Genomic DNA, 17,899 nt, shown 5'->3' on the forward strand with positions numbered 1-17,899 from the left:
AGGCAGACCGGTCAGCCTCTTTTAAGGTTTTTCACTAACGCGTCAAGGGTTTGCTTTACACGCTGTATGTCTTCCTGATCCACACCGTTTTCAGCAGTAGCTACTACTTGTAACGCCAGCGGATATACGATTTCTTTAAGGTCTTTACCAACAGGCGTCAGCCATACGCGTTTGCTGCGGCGGTCTTCCCCGTCCATGGAGCGGCGCACCAGGCCACGCTTTTCGAGGTTATCAACCAGCTTGGTCAAACTGGCCTTATCTTTGTCGGTTTTGTCGGCCAGCTCCTGCTGCCGGCAACCATCCTGCTCCCCCCAGAGGTGACGCAGAATAAAATACATATCCGGGGTAAGGTCCACTCCTTTCTCCATAAATACAGCCAGTAGTCTGAGTCGGTAAGCTGTGTGCGCGCGCGTTATATTACGGCTGACTGCAGAGCGCAGTATGTCCGCGATTTCAGGTTCACTCATTGGTTCATTGGGTTTAATCAAGTATTTCGGTTAACTAAATTACTAAAAGAATTACAGCTAAATCTGATTACAACACAATTTAAACATATACCAGCACCTAATTGTTTGACAAACAGAATTCAGGAGGATGACTAACGAAACGCATAAACACAGGTCGGCACTAAGAAAGCAGCTATACAGGACTATCTTTTTATCGGATACACCTGCGGGCAGAGTATTTGACATCTGCCTGCTAATTATTATTCTTGCCAGCGTGGCCATCGTAATGATGGAAAGTGTACAGCCACTGCAAATCAGGTATAGCAGCCTCTTTAATTGGCTGGAATGGGTGTTCACCATTCTCTTTACACTCGAATACCTGTTACGTGTATGGTGCACCCCCAAACCAAAACGGTACATCACCAGCTTTTATGGCATCATTGATTTATTATGTGTGATACCCAGTTATGTGGAATTTCTGATGGGTGGCGGGCATTTCCTGATCACCATCCGGATACTGCGACTGATGCGGATCTTCCGTATCTTCAAACTGGTGCCCTTCCTGCACGAAGGCAGACAGCTCATGCTGGCATTGCAAAGGAGTCGTCGTAAAATTGCCGTGTTCTTTTTCTTTATCATGCTGCTCACCGTAGTGTTAGGCTCTATTATGTATGTCATTGAATCCAGCCACAACTCCGGTTTCACCAGCATTCCGGTAAGCATCTACTGGGCGGTGGTTACATTAACCACTGTTGGTTATGGAGATATTGCACCCGTAACGCCCATTGGCCAGGCCTTTTCAGCGGTGATCATGATCATGGGGTACGCCATTATTGCCGTTCCCACAGGCATTGTGACGGCGGAAATGACCCGCATGCGGCGCGCCGCCTATGATCTCAAAGCCCGGGAATGTCCCGGCTGCCATATGAAAATTGATGATCACGATGCCCTTTTCTGTAAATACTGTGGTACGCATCTCTGATATAATGTATAAAACCGGTTCATGAATACAGGTATACTGACGTCTATACTGGACAACGACTTCTATAAGTTCACCATGCAGCATTGCGTGGTCAAATTATTTCCTAAGGCACGCGCCAGGTACAAGTTTATAAACCGCGGCCACCATGCCTTCCCGCCGGGATTTGATAAGGTATTGCGACAGGCCGTTGACGCCATGCAGCACCTGCAACTCACCAAAGAAGAAAAAGATTACCTCGCCGTCACCTGCCCCTACCTGGATCCCACTTACCTCGATTTCCTGCAGGGCTACCGCTACAACCCTGACGAGGTACATATTTCGCAGCATGGGGCCGACCTCGAAGTAATCGTGGATGGCTACTGGTACCGCACCATCCTCTGGGAAGTACCCTTGATGTCGCTGATCTGCGAGCTCTATTATGAACAAACCGGCCAGCAACGCCTGCCCGACGAAGAAGTGATTCGTATCACCCGCGAAAAAATCGAAAATTACAAGCAACTACAGATCACCATCGCTGAATTTGGCACGCGGCGCCGGCATTCCCTCGCCGTGCATAAACTCGTGGTACAAACGCTGCGCAAGTACGGCGAAGGCACCTTCATCGGCACCAGCAACGTACACCTGGCCATGCGTAATGGCGTGAAGCCGGTGGGCACTCACGCACATGAATGGTTCATGTTTCATGCCGCTAAATACGGGTTTAAAATGGCCAATATGCTCGGGCTGGAACAATGGGTACACGTATATCGGGGCGATCTTGGCATCGCCCTGTCTGATACCTACACCACAGATGTATTCTTCGAACAATTCGATAAAAAATTCGCCAAGTTGTTTGACGGCGTAAGGCACGACAGCGGCGATCCATTGATTTTTGCAGATAAAACGATTGCCCATTACATCAGTAAGAATGTAGACCCGCTCAGCAAAACCATTATCTTCTCAGACGGGCTGGACTATGAAAAAGTGGCTGTGATAGCCGACTATTGCAGGGGCAGAATTGGAATGTCGTTTGGGATCGGTACGGATTTCACCAATGATGTAGGCCTTAAGGCCCTCAACATTGTGATTAAAATGTATGAAGCCCATCCCGAAGATGCTCCGAGATGGGCTCCTGTAGTGAAGTTATCTGACGTCAGTGGTAAATACACCGGGGATGAACAAACCATTGCCCTGGCGAAAACCATCCTTGGAATTGATTAATTGGATGCACGACCCAAACCGATACCGGTATCGCCCTGACTCAGGTCACCGGTTTCATAACCTTTCTTAAACCAGGCCATGCGTTGGGCAGAGGTGCCATGTGTGAAAGCATCCGGTACAATCTGGCCAGTGCCGGCCTGTTGTAGTTTATCATCGCCTACCGCGCTGGCAGCAGATAATCCGGATTCAATATCTCCTGCCTCAAGGATACTTCTCATTTTATCTGCGTGGTTTGCCCAGAGGCCGGCGAGGAAATCTGCCTGCAGCTCCAGCATCACGGATAATTTATTGTATTCTTTTTCACTCAGCTGACTACGCATGGATTGCACTTTGCGGCTGATGCCGAGCAGGTTTTGTACGTGGTGGCCCACCTCATGTGCGATCACATAGGCTTTTGCAAAATCACCCTGCACACGGAAACGTTGTTCGAGTTCATTAAAAAACGAAACGTCCAGGTACACCTTTTTATCTGCCGGGCAGTAGAATGGGCCCATGGCCGATTCTGCCGCGCCGCAGGCGGATACGGTCGCATCCGTGAACAGGCGCATCCTGGGTTCTTCATAAGTCATACCCAGTTTTGCAAACTGATCAGTCCATACCGCTTCCGTGCTGTGCAGCACTTTGGAAGAAAACTGCTCAATGGCGCTGCTGTTTTCTTTGGTGAGCTGTTCGGTAGTGCCACCGTCTGCAGGGCCCTGCACCTGTTCCACGGCCTGCATTACCGTTTGAGGATCCTGCTTGAGGAACAACGCAATTACAAAAATGATGATAGCGCCAACACCGCCGCCAATCACGCCTTTACGCATACCGCCGCCGGTTTGTTTCTCGACATTGTCGCTCATTTGTTCATCGTCTAAACGCATAGTTGTAGTAGGGTTTAAGAAGTTTCTGTATCCCGAAATTACAATTTGTCTGCCGATAAACATGCAAAAAGTAGTAAATTAGAAGTACACCAAAACATGGCATCTAAAACCAATCGCATGAAAGCTGAACAGATCATTTTTGCAGCAAGGCCTAAAGGACTACCGGACAGCAAAACCTTTAAAACCGTTACGGTCGATTTACCGGAACTACAGCAGGGAGAAGTGCTGATCAAGCCCGTCTATTATTCAGTAGACCCTTATATGCGCGGCAGGATGAATGATACCAAATCCTATATCCCTCCGTTTGAAGTAGGTCAACCGATCGAAAGCGGTGGCGTAGCTGCCGTGGCAGAAAGCATGGATAGCAATTTTCAGCCGGGCGACCTGGTAATGCTGACCTCCTCCCGCCCTTTACTGCCCTGGGCAACCGCCAGTATTTACAATGCCACGCACCTGAAGAAAATCGACAACAGCGTTCCTCCCAGCTATTACCTCGGGATCCTAGGCATGCCCGGACTCACCGCATATTTTGGGTTACTGGATATCGGCAAGCCCAAAGCAGGTGAAACCCTGGTGATTTCAGGAGCGGCAGGTGCAGTGGGTATTGTGGTAGGCCAAATCGGAAAGATACATGGATGCCGCGTGGTGGGCATTGCCGGCGGTACCGAAAAGGTGAAACTGCTCACCGATGTATTCAACTTCGATGCTGCCATTGACTATAAAGGCAACCAGGACATGAAATCCAGTGTGGCAGCAGCCTGCCCTAACGGGGTGGACATCTATTTTGATAATGTAGGTGGGGAGATATCAGATGGCGTGATGGCCAACATGAACACTTTTGGCCGCATTCCGCTCTGCGGGCAGATCGCTTTGTACAACAGCACCGAAGTGCCTGTAGGCCCTCGTGTGCAGCCCATCATGATTACAAGAAGTTTATTAATGCAGGGCTTTACCATCGGTAATTATGCCTCCCGTTTCGGGGAAGGCTTTAAAGCATTGGTGGAATGGGTAAAGCAAGGCAAATTAAAATACACGGAAACCACCATGGAAGGATTTGACAAATTACCAGAGGCTTTCCTGGCACTGTTTGCAGGTAAAAACCAGGGTAAGCTGATCGTAAAAGTTTAAAACGGAAATTGCAGTGGGATTCCATATTTTTAAGCATGACAAAACCAGTAGTACATACCCGCGTAAAAAAAGTAGGCAACAGCGGCATGCTGGACTCCGATGATGTACTTGCAACGGAAGAACCGCTGGAGATACGTATTATATCAGGACCAACCCATAACCGCCGCCAGCAGCAGGTTTCCGTTACCATGCGCACGCCCGGCAACGATGAAGACCTGGCCGCAGGCTTCCTCTTTTCAGAGGGAATCATTCACTCCTACGATGCCATTGCACATACCAAAATGGTAACTACCAAAGAAGGTAGCATCATTACTGTTACCCTTCGGGAGAATGTAACACCGCAGTTGGGCAATAGCCAGCGTAACTTCACCGCCACCGCAGCATGCGGCATGTGCGGAAAAACAGATATTGCCAATATTCATACAGGCGCCAGCGTTAGTAAGGCAGTAATTGCCACTTCCGCTGACACCATCTTCCGGCTGCCGGAAACACTGCGTGTACAGCAATCACTATTTGAAAGCACAGGTGGTATTCATGCTGCCGCGCTGTTTGATAATGAAGGAGAGCTGATCATATTACAGGAAGATATTGGCCGCCACAATGCAGTAGATAAAGTGATCGGAAAGGCGATGCGGGAAGCCATGTTTCCCCTGGACCAGCACCTGTTACTGCTGAGCGGCCGCGCAGGATTTGAACTGATTCAGAAAGCAGCCATGGCAGGCATACCAGTGGTAGCTGCCGTTGGTGCACCATCCAGCATGGCGGTAAGGATGGCAGAGGAATGGAACATCACACTGATCGGATTTTTGAGGGAACAACGTTTTAATATTTATTCCGGTGCACACCGGGTGGAGATTTAGTCATCATATAATTTTTCGAGCATGCAGGGAGATCAGAACCCGGTTAAATTTACCGGGTTAAAACTTAGCAAACCCAAAACAGTAGCAGCAGGTATCCCGGCTGTTCTATCCAGCATGAAGCATATCCTGGAAGAGATGAATGCCTTCAGGGGTATGCAGGCCCTGCTGAAATTAAATCAGAAACATGGCTACGATTGCCCTGGATGTGCCTGGCCCGACCCTGACGACGAGCGCTCCCCCATCGCAGAATACTGTGAAAACGGCGCTAAAGCTGTTGCCGAAGAGGCTACCACCAAAAAACTCACCGTTGATTTTTTTGCAACCAATAGCATTGCTGATCTGGGCAACCTCACCGATTATGAAATCGGTAAGAAAGGACGGGTAGCGCAGCCCATGTACCTCGCTCCCGGCGATACCCACTATCGGCCTATCTCCTGGGAAAAAGCCTACGAGCGGATTGCAGCGAAATTACGTGGCTTACAATCCCCGGACGAAGCCGTGTTTTATACAAGCGGCCGTACCAGTAACGAAGCCGCCTTCCTCTACCAACTGCTGGTAAGGGAATATGGGACCAATAACCTGCCTGATTGCTCCAACATGTGCCATGAGTCCAGCGGTGTTGCACTGGGCGAGGCCGTAGGCATTGGTAAGGGCTCCGTAAAACTGGAAGACTTTTACGAAGCAGAAGTCATCATCATCCTCGGACAAAACCCCGGCACCAACCACCCGCGTATGCTCACTGCCCTGCAAAAGGCAAAGCTGAACGGAGCTAAAATCATTGCGGTTAATCCCTTGCCCGAAACCGGTCTGCTGGGCTTTCTCAACCCGCAAACCTTCAAAGGCATCGTCAATATTGAAACCCACCTGACCGACATCTTCCTGCAGGTAAAAATCAATGGCGACATGGCACTGCTCAAAGCCATTACCCTGTTGCTGCTGGAAGAAGAGGACAAACATCCGGGTAGTGTATTTGATCAGGCATTCATTGCGGAAAAAACTGCCGGTGTGGAGGAATACCTTGCACATCTGCGTACACAAAATTTTGAGCAGCTGGTGCTGGAATCAGGTGTACCCTCAGAAAAAATCCGTGAGGCAGCACAGGCACTCCTACATAAAAACAAGATCATTGCCTGCTGGGCAATGGGACTCACTCAGCATAAAAATGCAGTAGACACCATCCGGGAGGTGGTGAACCTCTTATTGCTGAAAGGCAGTATAGGAAAGCCCGGCGCAGGTACCTGCCCGGTGCGCGGGCATAGTAACGTGCAGGGGGATCGTACCATGGGCATATTTGAACAACCGCCTGCCATCCTGCTGAAAAACATCCGCGAGGTATATGGTTTCCAGCCACCTGAAAAACATGGCTACGATGTGGTGCACGCCATACATGCCATGCACCGCAAAAACGCAAAGGTATTCATCGCTATGGGAGGCAACTTCCTCTCCGCCACTCCGGATACGGAATACACTGCCCGGGCACTTCGCAATTGTGAGCTGACGGTGCATGTATCTACCAAACTAAACAGAAGTCATATAGTACATGGCCAGGAAGCTATTATATTACCTACACTCGGCCGCAGTGATAAAGACATCATCAACGGCGAACATCAGTTTGTGACCTGCGAAAATTCCATGGGCGTGATACAGATGTCGAAGGGCAACCTGCACCCCGTGTCGGACGACCTGAGAAGTGAACCGGTGATAATTTGCGAACTGGCACAGGCGTTGTTTAAAGACAAATCGCAGACACCGTGGCAGCAATATGCCACTCATTACGATCATATCCGGAATGATATTGAAAAAGTGATACCGGGATTTGACCAGTACAACGAGCGGGTAAGGCATCCGGGCGGTTTTTATTTACCAAACGGGTCAAGAATAGGACAATTCAATACCAGCAACGGCAAAGCCAATTTCAACGTAGCCGATACCGTTACCACTCCCCTGCAACCCGGCGAATTCATGATGATGACCATCCGTAGCCACGACCAGTTCAACACCACCATTTACGGGCTGGACGACCGCTACCGCGGCATTTATCATGAAAGGCGGGTGATACTCATGAATGAAAAAGATATCCATGCCATTGGTATAAAAGCAGGAGATGTTGTAGATTTGTTTAATACTTTTGAAGGCATCGAACGGGTGGCGAAAGGATTTATAGTTATTGCTTATGACATTCCGGAATCATGTACGGCCACGTACTTTCCGGAAACCAATGTACTCGTTCCGGTGAACAGTGTTGCCGATAAAAGTAATACGCCAACCTCAAAGCTGGTCGTAATCAGTATTAAAAACTCATCTATTAAACGATAGTATGAAACCTGTTGTGTGGCAGGGTGTCCGCTGGACTTCCACTGAATATTTCACACTCGAAAGTAAAGGCCTGTATCAGCTTGCACAAAGCAATATTACCGGCGTTATCCGAGAGTTGCCGTTTTCCATTCATTATGAAGTTGAACTGACTAATGACTGGAAAACAGATTCCTTTTATATACGTTCCTACGGACCAGATGCGCGCGAGCTCAGGGTAACCAGCAACCTGCTGGGCCAGTGGTATGACAAGGATGGTAACCAGATCACCGCATTTGACGATTGCCTGGATATTGACATTTCCCTCACGCCGTTTACCAACAGTTTGCCGGTAAAGCGCCTACAGCTGCAACCCGGGCAGAGCGCAGACATTAACGTAATTTATATCCTGCTGCCTGAATTTGAATTGCAGAAAGTAAGGCAACGGTATACGATGATCCGGGATAACTACTGGCTATACGAAAACCTGGATTCAGGCTTCAGCGCCCGGCTTTCCTTTGATGAGCACGGGATCATGAACGATTATCCGGGATATTTGCAAAGACGATATTAAAAAAAACGGGGTCTGACGGACCCCGTTTTTTTTCGATTAATTAAGTTAGTTCACTTTCAGCGATGGTAGCAACTCCTCCGCTCCTGCTATCAATGCTCTCACCACATCTCCCGAACTAATCTGCCCTTTGGCCAAACCAGCTGCCTGTCCTGCCCACATAGCTACAAAGGAAGGATTGTCCTGTGCTTTGGAGGCTTTGCGCGCCGGTTGTGTTAATGCATCCTGATATGGATATGGTAATATCTGTATTTCCGATTCTTCTACCGCAGCAATCAGGGTGTTATATAAACCGCGTGCCCAGCGGCCACTGAATGCCCGCGTGAGTCGCGTGCTCGTATCGGTGGAAGCTGCGATGGCCGCTTTGTGTGCACCGGAGGCCATGCTTTCGTTGGTCAACAAAAAGGCGCTGCCTGGCTGAACACCGGAAGCACCCAACATCAGGGAAGCTACCACCCCCCTGCCATCCATCACCGCACCGGCAGCTATAACGGGTACCCCTACACGATCCACCACCTGTGGAATCAGTGCCATAGCACCAATCTGTGGTAAGCCATTGTTCATGAAAGTACCCCGGTGCCCACCTGCTTCTGCTCCTTGCGCCACAATTACATGCATTCCTTTCTGTTCCAGGTAAACGGCTTCCTCCACGGAAGTAGCCGTACCAATCATTTTAACGCCACTTTGCTGTAGCAGAGCCAGCCCGGCGTCGTCAGGAATGCCGAAGGTGAAGCTGACAATACCAATATTTTCTTCTGTCAGCACCGGAAGAATGTCTTTATAAGAATTTAAATGCAGTGTTTTCAAGTCTACTACCGGCACCCCCAGGCCACTACGGCTGTAGGTGGACTGCAACAATGTTTGCATGGCATCAAAGGCAGTTTGCTCCGGAGAAATAGGAATATCGTAAGCAAAAATATTTACGGCAAACGGCTGGGCAGTGAGTGATTTCGTTTTATGAATAGCAGCCCTGGCAGCGGTAGCGTCCATATTACCTACGGGCAGCGATCCCAGTCCGCCCGCATTACTCACGGCAGCCACCATTTCCGGGCTGGTAATCCCTAACATGGGCGCCTGAATAATCGGGTATTGTATACCTAATAGTGCGGTGAGGTTATTTTTCCAATGCATCGGTTACCGTATTAGTTTGATCTTAAAATTAATGGAAACTAATGAAAGAAGGTGCTCTTAACGCAGAAATATCAAAGCGGAAATCTACCACCGTGGTGACTTCAATCCGGAAGGATTTCACCGGTTCGGGAGCGTTCGGAAAATAGTAGGCCGCCATCTTCAGGGTGTTGAGCGAAAGGTTCTCATTCCTGATGCGCATACCGCCGCCAATACCCCAGTACAAAGGATTATTGAAGAGATCTTTACTCTTGTACGACAACATCGTTGTTTGCAGTGAAGTAAAGAAGTTGAATTTAAAGCCCAGTATTTTCAGCGGGCTGTAATACACCGTTTCCGAATTGAAATTAAGCCGCTGGTAGCCGTTGAGCGTGGTATTCCGGTATCCCCATATGCCGTATTCCATGTTAATGTTAAGCGGTTTGTAGAAATAAGGATTAGGGCTGTTGAGGTAATCCGTAGTAATAAACTGGCGGAACCTGAATTTACCCAGGGTCACCAGCCGGCTGTAATATTCTATTCTGGCGTGAATCACAGCATCTTCCGTAGCGCTCCTGGACCAGAACGTTCCTAATTCCGCGGTGGTATTAAAAAGCCCCTGTTTACGGGTGAGCCAGAATTTTTGCCAGGAAGTACCCGTATAAAGCCGGCGCCTGTCACGCCACGATTCCCAGCCTCCCGATACGTTTACATTAAAGCCCAGCGGAATATCCTCTGTACGCCCGAAACCGAAGAAGTGGTGAGCTTTGAAGTAATCCAGGCGGTAGGCCTGTAATTCCAGGAGGTAGTAGCGATGGTTATTATACACCGGATCGTCCTTGTACAGGAGCTGATCCGGCTTTCGCTGGAAGTTGAGGTTGTAGTGCCTGGCGAGTATGGCCACGTTGGGCTTGCCGTTGCCGCTTCGGCCGTTATGGTCGTAGTTGTTGATGAAGTTATATCCCAGCCAGCCATCTATTACCGTATAGCGATAGTCACGGTACACCGTATCATCCCGGTTCCAAATATTAATGGAGAAGTTATTGGCCAGCGTGAGGCCTCCTACAAACTTAGCCGAGTTACGATACAGGGGCCGGTTAAACGTAATATAGTACGTACCCTCGTATACGTTAGAGTCCAGCTGCTGGGTATTATTGAGCGTACTATACCCCACTGCCATATCTATAAAGCTGCCGGCTATATTGGATTTGGTATAGCGCACCTCTGTATTCCAGGTGGGGTTATAGTCATTTCTCCAGCTAAAGCCTACCTGCAGGCCTTGCCCGGCCCCGAGCAGGTTATTGTTATAGACTTTTGCAGCTACGTTGTTGGCACTTACCTGCGATACATCGGCGCCATATTCAAACACATCTTTGGTGACCACTTCTATGTCTACCGAATCCGACATGGGTTCCCCGGGAATAACGTAGATACGGGCATCCTGGATAAATGGCCTGTTACGGAGGTAACGTTCATTATCTGCCAGTTCAAAAGGTTCCAGCCGGTCGTCTTCCCGGAAGAAGAGGTTTTGCCTGATCATCCACTGCTTGGAATCGTAGTGGAGGCGGTTGGCAATTTTGAGCAGCTTCATGGAAGTGGTGAAGGTAGTATCATTGATGTTGCTGGGACCAAATACCTTCACCCTGCGGTAGTGGATATTTCGGATCACTTTGCCTGCAAAGGGTGTAAAATATGCCTCACTTTTCTGGATCACGCTATCGTTTTGCGGCACGGGTTCCGGCTCATTCTGCCGGGTTATACGACGGATAAAGGAGTCGCGGAAGGCCTTATTGCGCATAGAATCCCGGTACTCAAACAATTTTTTGAATATCCCGTTATGTGTGCGGGAGGTGGTATCACCCACTGGGGGGCGCATCAGGTGAGGGATAACGGTATCGCCTATAAGCGGCAACTGCTGAGCCATGGCGTGGGTACGCGAATTTGCCGGCTGCAGATACAGCAGGCAGGCAACAGTTATAAAGCACAATATTTTTAATAAAAACCTCAATATTTTCCCCTGTAAACAATTATAACAAAAAAAAGCGGTTTAGGAACAGCACCTCTTATTTTACTTTAACGGGAATGATAATTGAAAGTTTCAGACCAGAAGTATAAATGCAGTAATATATTTTATTGATCACCTTTAAAACTAAAAGTATATGCTACGTTGGGCTGTAATTTTTCTGATAATTGCGATTATTGCGGCGATCTTCGGGTTTGGTGGGATTGCGGCAAGCGCCACAGGCATCGCTAAGATCCTGTTCTTTATATTCCTGATAATGTTTGTAGTGTCGTTGCTGGCGGGAGTATTTAGAAAATAGGCCTAAAAAAAGATTGCTTCAGTACCATGTGGCGCTGAAGCAATCTTTTGTTATTTCATGATGCTGGTTTCCCAGCCGTCGTATTCTGCGTTTACCTGTTGGGCTACTTCCCAGAGGGTCATCACCACCCGGTCAATCACCGCTTCTGTGGCTTTGTCGGACCTTACAATACAGAGCCGGTATGGATACTCCGGGTTTTCATCTACCTTAATATCATGTAAGAGGGTAAAACCGATTTCCTGGATATGTTGCCAGTAAAGGTTTTTATCTTCTTCTGACTTAAAGTGTATCCAATGCTCGATCGGACGTTCCTTTTCTGACACATCTCCGTGTTTGCGGAGCATACGGAGCACTTTCCGGTTTTGTATACGCTGGAATTCATACACGTCCGGGAAGAGGTAATCGAAATACAATTCCCAGTTGTTATCCTCCTTAATACCGTAATCGTAACGGTACTGCGGGAAGCTAATCATTGCATCTGCAATATATTTATCGTGCAGCAGTGTACTGCCCGTATAGAAGTAAAAATCCCTGACACCGTTGGAAAACGTCCGTCCAACGAAATGTGCGTCCAGTTTGGATTGCAGCTCTTCTACCAATCTATCCTCTATTTCCCCCATGATAGCAAATTCATCATTGTGCGGGAATCCGTCTTCGCGTGGATGGTTCAGATAAACTGTTATATATATGGCATTCGGCTTCTCCTTCAATGGCGCAAATCGTCTCAGATCAAGGTCAAGGCCTATTACTGCTGGACTTTCTTCAATATGGCACGTGTAAATATCCCAGTCCGGTCGGTAATCCTTATGCATATAAAAAAATTAAAATAACGCAACAGCTGGCTGTAAAGATACGGAGCTTGCCGTTACTACAGAAAAGATAAAACCCTTTTCTGCACGCTTTTTTATCCACATAAATCTTTTCGGTTTGTTTTTGATATGATCCCAACGGTAGTGGCAGCACGAAATCCAGGGTGTTATATTGTTTTTTTTATTTATTTGTAGAGATGTAAATCTCGCACTGGGGCGACTTAACACTAATTAACACTTTCAGTCTTATCAGCACACATCAGGCAAAACTGCTACTACAAAGCTTTACAGCCTATAGAACCTTCCAGAACCATGCTTACAGCGGTTTTTACACACCATTCATCCTAAAAAACCGATTTTCTACAGAGTTTCCAATTAATTTAGCCACTGTTAATTGTTGTACGCTAGTATTTGTTATTATGAGAAAAACTTTATTGCTGGTAACAGGTTGGATCTTACTGTTTCAGAACACGTTATTTGCCCAGCATGCAGGAGGAAAAGCCGGTGGCGACCAAACCGGAACGTTGTATGGAAAATTAATTGACGCACAATCAGGGAAACCAGTAGAATATGCTTCGGTAGCCGTTCTCAAGCCTGATTCCGCCGTACTCACCGGCATGTTATCCAAGCCAAACGGTGATTTCAATTTTGAAACTTTGCCATTGGGAAAATATATTCTCCGTATCAATTTCATCGGATATGAAACGGTTTATAAATCTGCTACACTCAGCGCCAAAACGTCTACAGTGGATGTAGGCAATATCAAACTGGCCTCCAATTCCAAAACACTTAATGTGGTGAATGTAGTGGGTGAAAAGCCCGCCTTTTCCATGGCGATTGATAAACGTGTGTTCAATGTCGACAAAAACTTATCGAGCATTGGCGGTACTGCCACCGATGTACTCAAACAGGTACCTTCTGTAAATGTGGACATCGATGGGAACGTCACCGTACGCAATGGCTCCCCTACCATCTTCATCGATGGACGCCCTTCTACCCTTACACTGGACCAGATTCCGGCTGATGCCATCGAAAAAATTGAAGTGGTTACCAACCCCTCCGCCAAATACGACGCAGAAGGGATGAGCGGTATCCTCAATATCGTACTAAAGAAAAATAAAAAAGCCGGCATCAACGGGCAACTGTCCGCCGGTGGTTCCACGCTCGGAAGCAGCAATGGTGGCCTTGACTTTAACATGCGCCAGGAAAAATTCAACTTCTTTGTAAACTATAGTTTCCGTAACAGGGTATCCCCTTTTAATAGTCGCCTCTACAGGAAAAATCTAGGTCAGGATACCACCACCTTTACGGAACAACTCCAGGATGGCGACTTCTATCGCCGCTTCCAGAACGGCCGTATCGGGTTCGACTGGTTTATCGACAACAGAAATACACTGAGCATTTCTGAAAATATCGTAACTGGCAACTTCAATAACTACAACGACCAGGTGGTAAACGACCTGGATGAAAAGCAGCAAAGGGTTCGCTACGGCACCGGTATCAACAATACCAAAAACGGTTTCAAAAGCTATAACACGCAGCTCGGCTACAAACATAACTTCGCTAAGGAAGGCCATGAACTGACTGCGGACGTTACTTTCAGCACCAACAACGGCGATAACTCTTCCGATTACTCTTTACAGTATTTTGATCTGAAAGGGGAAAACATCTACGATCCTACCCCGCAGAAGCGCTATGGCAGCGGTGGTGGTAAAACTACCTATATCACCGGCCAGGTGGATTATGTAAATCCCCTCTCCGAAAAATCCAAGATCGAAGCGGGTATTCGTTCCAACACCCGAAAGTTCAGTAACTACACCACCGTGATGGGACTGGATTATCCCAATACGGATTACAAAGTGGATTCCTCTTTGTCCAGCGACTACAAATATTCAGAACAGATCAATGCGGCTTATGCTACCTACACCGGCGGTTTCGACAACTTCGGTTATCAGGTGGGTTTAAGGGCGGAGCAATCCTTTTATAAAGGGGAATCGTTCTTTGGGGAATACAAATCCTACAATGTGGACTACCCTATCAGCCTGTTCCCAAGCCTGTTCCTGTCACAAAAACTGAAAGGCGATCATGAGCTGCAGCTGAACTATAGCCGTCGTATCCGCCGCCCCTGGTTCAGAGACCTGCTGCCTACCATTGATTACAATGGTCAGAGTGCCAGCACCGGAAACCCTGGTCTGAGTCCGGAGTTCACTAATTCATTTGAATTATCTTATCTGAAAGACTTTAATCGTAAAGTGAACCTACTCGTGTCAGTTTACTACCGTAACACGGAAAATGCGATCACCGATTTCTATAAAGACACCGTACTGTCCTTAAATGGCCAGGATCAGCGAGTGCTGTTGTCTTACCCGATTAATGCCAGCTCCCGTAACTCCTACGGTGCTGAATTCACCCTTAGAACGCAGGTAACCAAAACCTGGGATATCACAGCCAATGCCAACCTCGCACAAACGAAAATCAATGCGAGCCAGGATAATGCCACCTTATCCAACCAGGGTTTTACCTGGTTCGGTAAAGTCAACAGTAACACCAAACTCCCGTGGAACCTGACCTTCCAGGTGAATGGTGAATACGAATCCAAACAAATTTTGCCGCAGGGTGAACGTATGCCTAACTGGTCCATCGATGCTGCCGTGAAAAAGGACCTGTTGAAAAATAAAGCGCTGTCGATTTCCCTTGGCATAAACGATATCTTTAATTCCAACCGAAACCTGAGCTACACCACCACTTCCTTCTCCGAGCAGGAAAACTACCGTAAGCGCCTGGCACGTGAGCTGCGCCTCAATGCCACCTGGAGATTTGGTAAGATGGATGCACGCCTGTTCAAACGTAAAAACAATAAACAGGATAACAACGGTGGAGAAATGGGTGGAGGAGATAACTTTTAATTCGTAATTTGGTCGCCATAATTGATCATTATGGATTCCATTTATCACACTATTACCCTTAGATTCTTAGCAGAGCCCTCAGATGTAAATTTCGGAGGAAAGGTACACGGGGGCTCCGTTATGAAATGGATAGACCAGGCGGGTTATACCTGTGCCGCTAACTGGAGCGGGCAATATGCTGTCACCGTTTACGTGGGCGGCATTCGTTTTTTTAAGCCGATCCAGATCGGCGACCTGGTAGAAATCACCGCAAATATCATCTATACCGGCAATACCAGCATGCATATTTCCATCGATGTATTTGCCGGCAACCCGCGCCAGCAAACGAAAACCAAAACCACTCACTGTGTAATGGTGTTTGCAGCGGTAGATGATGAAGGTAAAACCGTGAAGGTACCTAAATGGATTCCGCGCACCGCAGGGGAAATCAGTATGGAGAGCTACGCGAAGAAACTGATGGACCTCAGGAAGGATATTGATGCGGAGATGAAACCGTATATGTAAACAACTTTTTACCTTATACAAAGAGGGCGGGACCTGCGGTCCCGCCCTCTTTGTATAAAAGTCGGGCCCCGAAGGGGCCCGACTTTTATACAAAATAAATTAGCTACTAAACTGCATATCACTAAGCGACTTATACAACCCACCTTCCACTTCAATCAATTCCCAGTGTGTACCTGCCTCTACAATGCGTCCTTTGTCTAGTACAATAATCTTATCTGACTCACGAACGGTGGCAAGGCGGTGTGCAATCACGATAGAAGTACGTCCTTCCATCAGCTTATCCAATGCATCCTGCACCAGCTTTTCGGATTCGGAGTCGAGCGCAGAAGTAGCCTCGTCCAGGATCAGGATACGCGGATTTTTAAGTACTGCTCTGGCGATGGCGATACGCTGCCGCTGACCGCCGGAGAGCTGAATACCACGCTCACCCACCACGGTGTCCATCCCTTGCGGGAAACGCTGAATAAATTCCCAGGCGTTTGCCTTGCGGGCAGCTTCTTCCAGCTCTGCATCTGTTGCACCGGGCCTGCCATAGGCAATATTTTCACGGATGGTACCTCCAAAAAGGAATACATCCTGAGGCACCACTGCCATTTGAGAACGCAACTCTGATAAAGGAATGCTCTTACCGGGGCGGCCATCAAAGTCGATTTCACCACTAACCGGATCGTATAAACGCAGCAGCAGCGAAACAATGGTGCTTTTACCGGCGCCACTCGGGCCCACCAGTGCTACTTTTTGATCAGGCGACACGTCAAAGCTAACGTCGTCCATGATTTTAAGATCCGGCCTGGAAGGATAATGAAATGAAATATTTTTGAAGCTGATAGCACCGTCCAGCTGGTTCTCCGGCGGGATGGAAGTAACAGGCGTCAGTTCTTCTGTTGGCTCGTCGATGATTTCAAGCAGGTGCTCAGTGGCTCCGATACTTTTCTGGAGGTTGGTATATACTTCTGCCAAACCTGCAACAGAACCACCTATGAATACAGAATACAGTACAAACGTGAGCAGTTCCGCCGGCGGCATACCCAGCGATACACCACGCCAGATCACCGCCACCAATGCGCCAAAGATACCGAGGATGATAAAGGAGGAAAACGCGCCCCGGTATTTACCACCTTTGATACCAATGCGTGCCGCTTCGTTGGTACGGGTCTTATATCTGTTGATTTCAAAAAACTCGTTGGCAAAAGCCTTTACGTTCAGGATGCCCGCCAGTGTTTCTTCCACTACCGTGTTGGAAGCAGCTACCTGCTCCTGCACCTGCTTGGAAAACTTACGGATAAATTTCCCGAAAAACACCGCCAGCAACATCATCAGCGGCAATATGGCCAGCATAAATACCGTCAGCTTGGGCGCTGTTACCACCAGGATGATCACACCACCCACGATGATAATTACCTGACGAATAAACTCCGCCAATGTAGTGGTAAATGTTTCCTGCAATGAAGAAATATCTGCGGATATTCTGCTGCTGAGCTCACCAACCCTGCGTTCCAGGAAAAATTTCATGGGGAGTTTGATGAGGTGACTGTAGACTGTTTGCCTCAATGTGGCGAGCGTTTTCTCAGTCACATTCACGAACAGGACTATACGGAAAAAAGAAAATACGGATTGGGCAATCAGTACCGCCACCAAAACGACGGCCGCCTGGTTGAATCCATGGAACATAGTGTCTTTGCTGTCGGGCGACACCAGTTGCCCTAACAGCTTAGGAAAAGCCAGTCCCGCGAGACTGGAAATAAGCAGGAAAATCAGACCAAGTCCAAACTGTGGCCAATAAGGCTTTACATAACGGAACAGGCGGAAAGATTTCTTGAGGGATGCCATTTTCAGCGCTGGCTTAGCTTGCGCCGGGGTATTCGTGTCATTTTGCATGTATCAGTGCTATTGTTTCGTTCTATTTATAG

15 protein-coding genes are annotated in these 17,899 nt (G+C 48.0%); 9 read left to right on the forward strand and 6 right to left on the reverse strand.

What is annotated here, in order from left to right; genetic code table 11:
• Window positions 1–11: 11 nt before the first annotated feature.
• Window positions 12–467, reverse strand: a complete 456-nt coding sequence (locus BUB18_RS09710; protein ID WP_083549676.1) for a MarR family winged helix-turn-helix transcriptional regulator — start codon at window positions 465–467, stop codon at window positions 12–14.
• A 127-nt stretch (window positions 468–594) separates the two neighbouring features.
• Here BUB18_RS09710 and BUB18_RS09715 point away from each other — a divergent pair, with 127 nt between their 5' ends.
• Entirely contained in the window at window positions 595–1,428 is an 834-nt protein-coding gene (locus BUB18_RS09715) for an ion transporter (RefSeq protein WP_073080248.1), read from the forward strand.
• 21 nt (window positions 1,429–1,449) lie between these two features.
• Entirely contained in the window at window positions 1,450–2,628 is a 1,179-nt protein-coding gene (pncB, locus tag BUB18_RS09720; protein ID WP_073080250.1) for a nicotinate phosphoribosyltransferase, read from the forward strand.
• Here the strand turns inward: pncB and ypfJ are convergent.
• On the reverse strand, window positions 2,625–3,491 hold the full coding sequence (gene ypfJ / locus BUB18_RS09725) for a KPN_02809 family neutral zinc metallopeptidase (RefSeq protein WP_073080252.1): 867 nt from the start codon (window positions 3,489–3,491) through the stop codon (window positions 2,625–2,627). The two genes, pncB and ypfJ, sit on opposite strands and share 4 nt — an antisense overlap.
• A gap of 117 nt (window positions 3,492–3,608) precedes the next feature.
• Between ypfJ and BUB18_RS09730 the strand changes: the two genes are divergently transcribed.
• The 4 genes from BUB18_RS09730 to BUB18_RS09745 are packed head-to-tail and all read left to right on the forward strand — an operon-like array spanning window position 3,609 to window position 8,345.
• Entirely contained in the window at window positions 3,609–4,619 is a 1,011-nt protein-coding gene (locus BUB18_RS09730; protein ID WP_073080486.1) for an NADP-dependent oxidoreductase, read from the forward strand.
• A gap of 35 nt (window positions 4,620–4,654) precedes the next feature.
• Window positions 4,655–5,479 carry a formate dehydrogenase accessory sulfurtransferase FdhD gene (gene fdhD / locus BUB18_RS09735; protein WP_073080254.1) on the forward strand — a complete coding sequence of 275 codons (825 nt, stop codon included), beginning with the start codon at window positions 4,655–4,657 and terminating at the stop codon, window positions 5,477–5,479.
• Window positions 5,480–5,500: 21 nt separating this feature from the next.
• Complete coding sequence (locus BUB18_RS09740; protein WP_073080256.1) at window positions 5,501–7,795, forward strand: FdhF/YdeP family oxidoreductase; 2,295 nt, start codon at window positions 5,501–5,503, stop codon at window positions 7,793–7,795.
• 1 nt (window position 7,796) lies between these two features.
• On the forward strand, window positions 7,797–8,345 hold the full coding sequence (locus BUB18_RS09745) for a putative glycolipid-binding domain-containing protein (RefSeq protein ID WP_073080258.1): 549 nt from the start codon (window positions 7,797–7,799) through the stop codon (window positions 8,343–8,345).
• A 45-nt stretch (window positions 8,346–8,390) separates the two neighbouring features.
• Here BUB18_RS09745 and BUB18_RS09750 read toward each other — a convergent pair whose 3' ends face one another.
• Complete coding sequence (locus BUB18_RS09750) at window positions 8,391–9,473, reverse strand: NAD(P)H-dependent flavin oxidoreductase (RefSeq protein WP_073080260.1); 1,083 nt, start codon at window positions 9,471–9,473, stop codon at window positions 8,391–8,393.
• A 28-nt stretch (window positions 9,474–9,501) separates the two neighbouring features.
• On the reverse strand, window positions 9,502–11,373 hold the full coding sequence (locus BUB18_RS09755; RefSeq protein ID WP_143159890.1) for a BamA/TamA family outer membrane protein: 1,872 nt from the start codon (window positions 11,371–11,373) through the stop codon (window positions 9,502–9,504).
• Window positions 11,374–11,608: 235 nt separating this feature from the next.
• Here BUB18_RS09755 and BUB18_RS09760 point away from each other — a divergent pair, with 235 nt between their 5' ends.
• A complete protein-coding gene (locus BUB18_RS09760) occupies window positions 11,609–11,770 on the forward strand; it encodes a DUF1328 domain-containing protein (RefSeq protein ID WP_073080264.1) in 162 nt (53 codons plus the stop codon).
• Between the two features lie 50 nt (window positions 11,771–11,820).
• Here BUB18_RS09760 and BUB18_RS09765 read toward each other — a convergent pair whose 3' ends face one another.
• Window positions 11,821–12,582: a DUF695 domain-containing protein gene (locus BUB18_RS09765; protein WP_073080266.1), complete on the reverse strand. Its 762-nt coding sequence runs from the start codon at window positions 12,580–12,582 to the stop codon at window positions 11,821–11,823.
• Window positions 12,583–12,998: 416 nt separating this feature from the next.
• On the opposite strand from BUB18_RS09765, the gene BUB18_RS09770 reads away from it, so the two are divergent.
• Together BUB18_RS09770 and BUB18_RS09775 are read left to right on the forward strand one after the other, a co-directional pair.
• Window positions 12,999–15,485: a TonB-dependent receptor gene (locus BUB18_RS09770; protein ID WP_073080268.1), complete on the forward strand. Its 2,487-nt coding sequence runs from the start codon at window positions 12,999–13,001 to the stop codon at window positions 15,483–15,485.
• Window positions 15,486–15,515: 30 nt separating this feature from the next.
• Window positions 15,516–15,989, forward strand: a complete 474-nt coding sequence (locus BUB18_RS09775; protein ID WP_073080269.1) for an acyl-CoA thioesterase — start codon at window positions 15,516–15,518, stop codon at window positions 15,987–15,989.
• 99 nt (window positions 15,990–16,088) lie between these two features.
• Here the strand turns inward: BUB18_RS09775 and BUB18_RS09780 are convergent, their stop codons facing one another.
• Complete coding sequence (locus BUB18_RS09780; protein ID WP_073080270.1) at window positions 16,089–17,867, reverse strand: ABC transporter ATP-binding protein; 1,779 nt, start codon at window positions 17,865–17,867, stop codon at window positions 16,089–16,091.
• Window positions 17,868–17,899: the final 32 nt, after the last annotated feature.

The sequence above is a fragment of the Chitinophaga jiangningensis genome (genome assembly GCF_900142605.1).
In the GTDB taxonomy this organism is placed as follows: domain Bacteria; phylum Bacteroidota; class Bacteroidia; order Chitinophagales; family Chitinophagaceae; genus Chitinophaga; species Chitinophaga jiangningensis.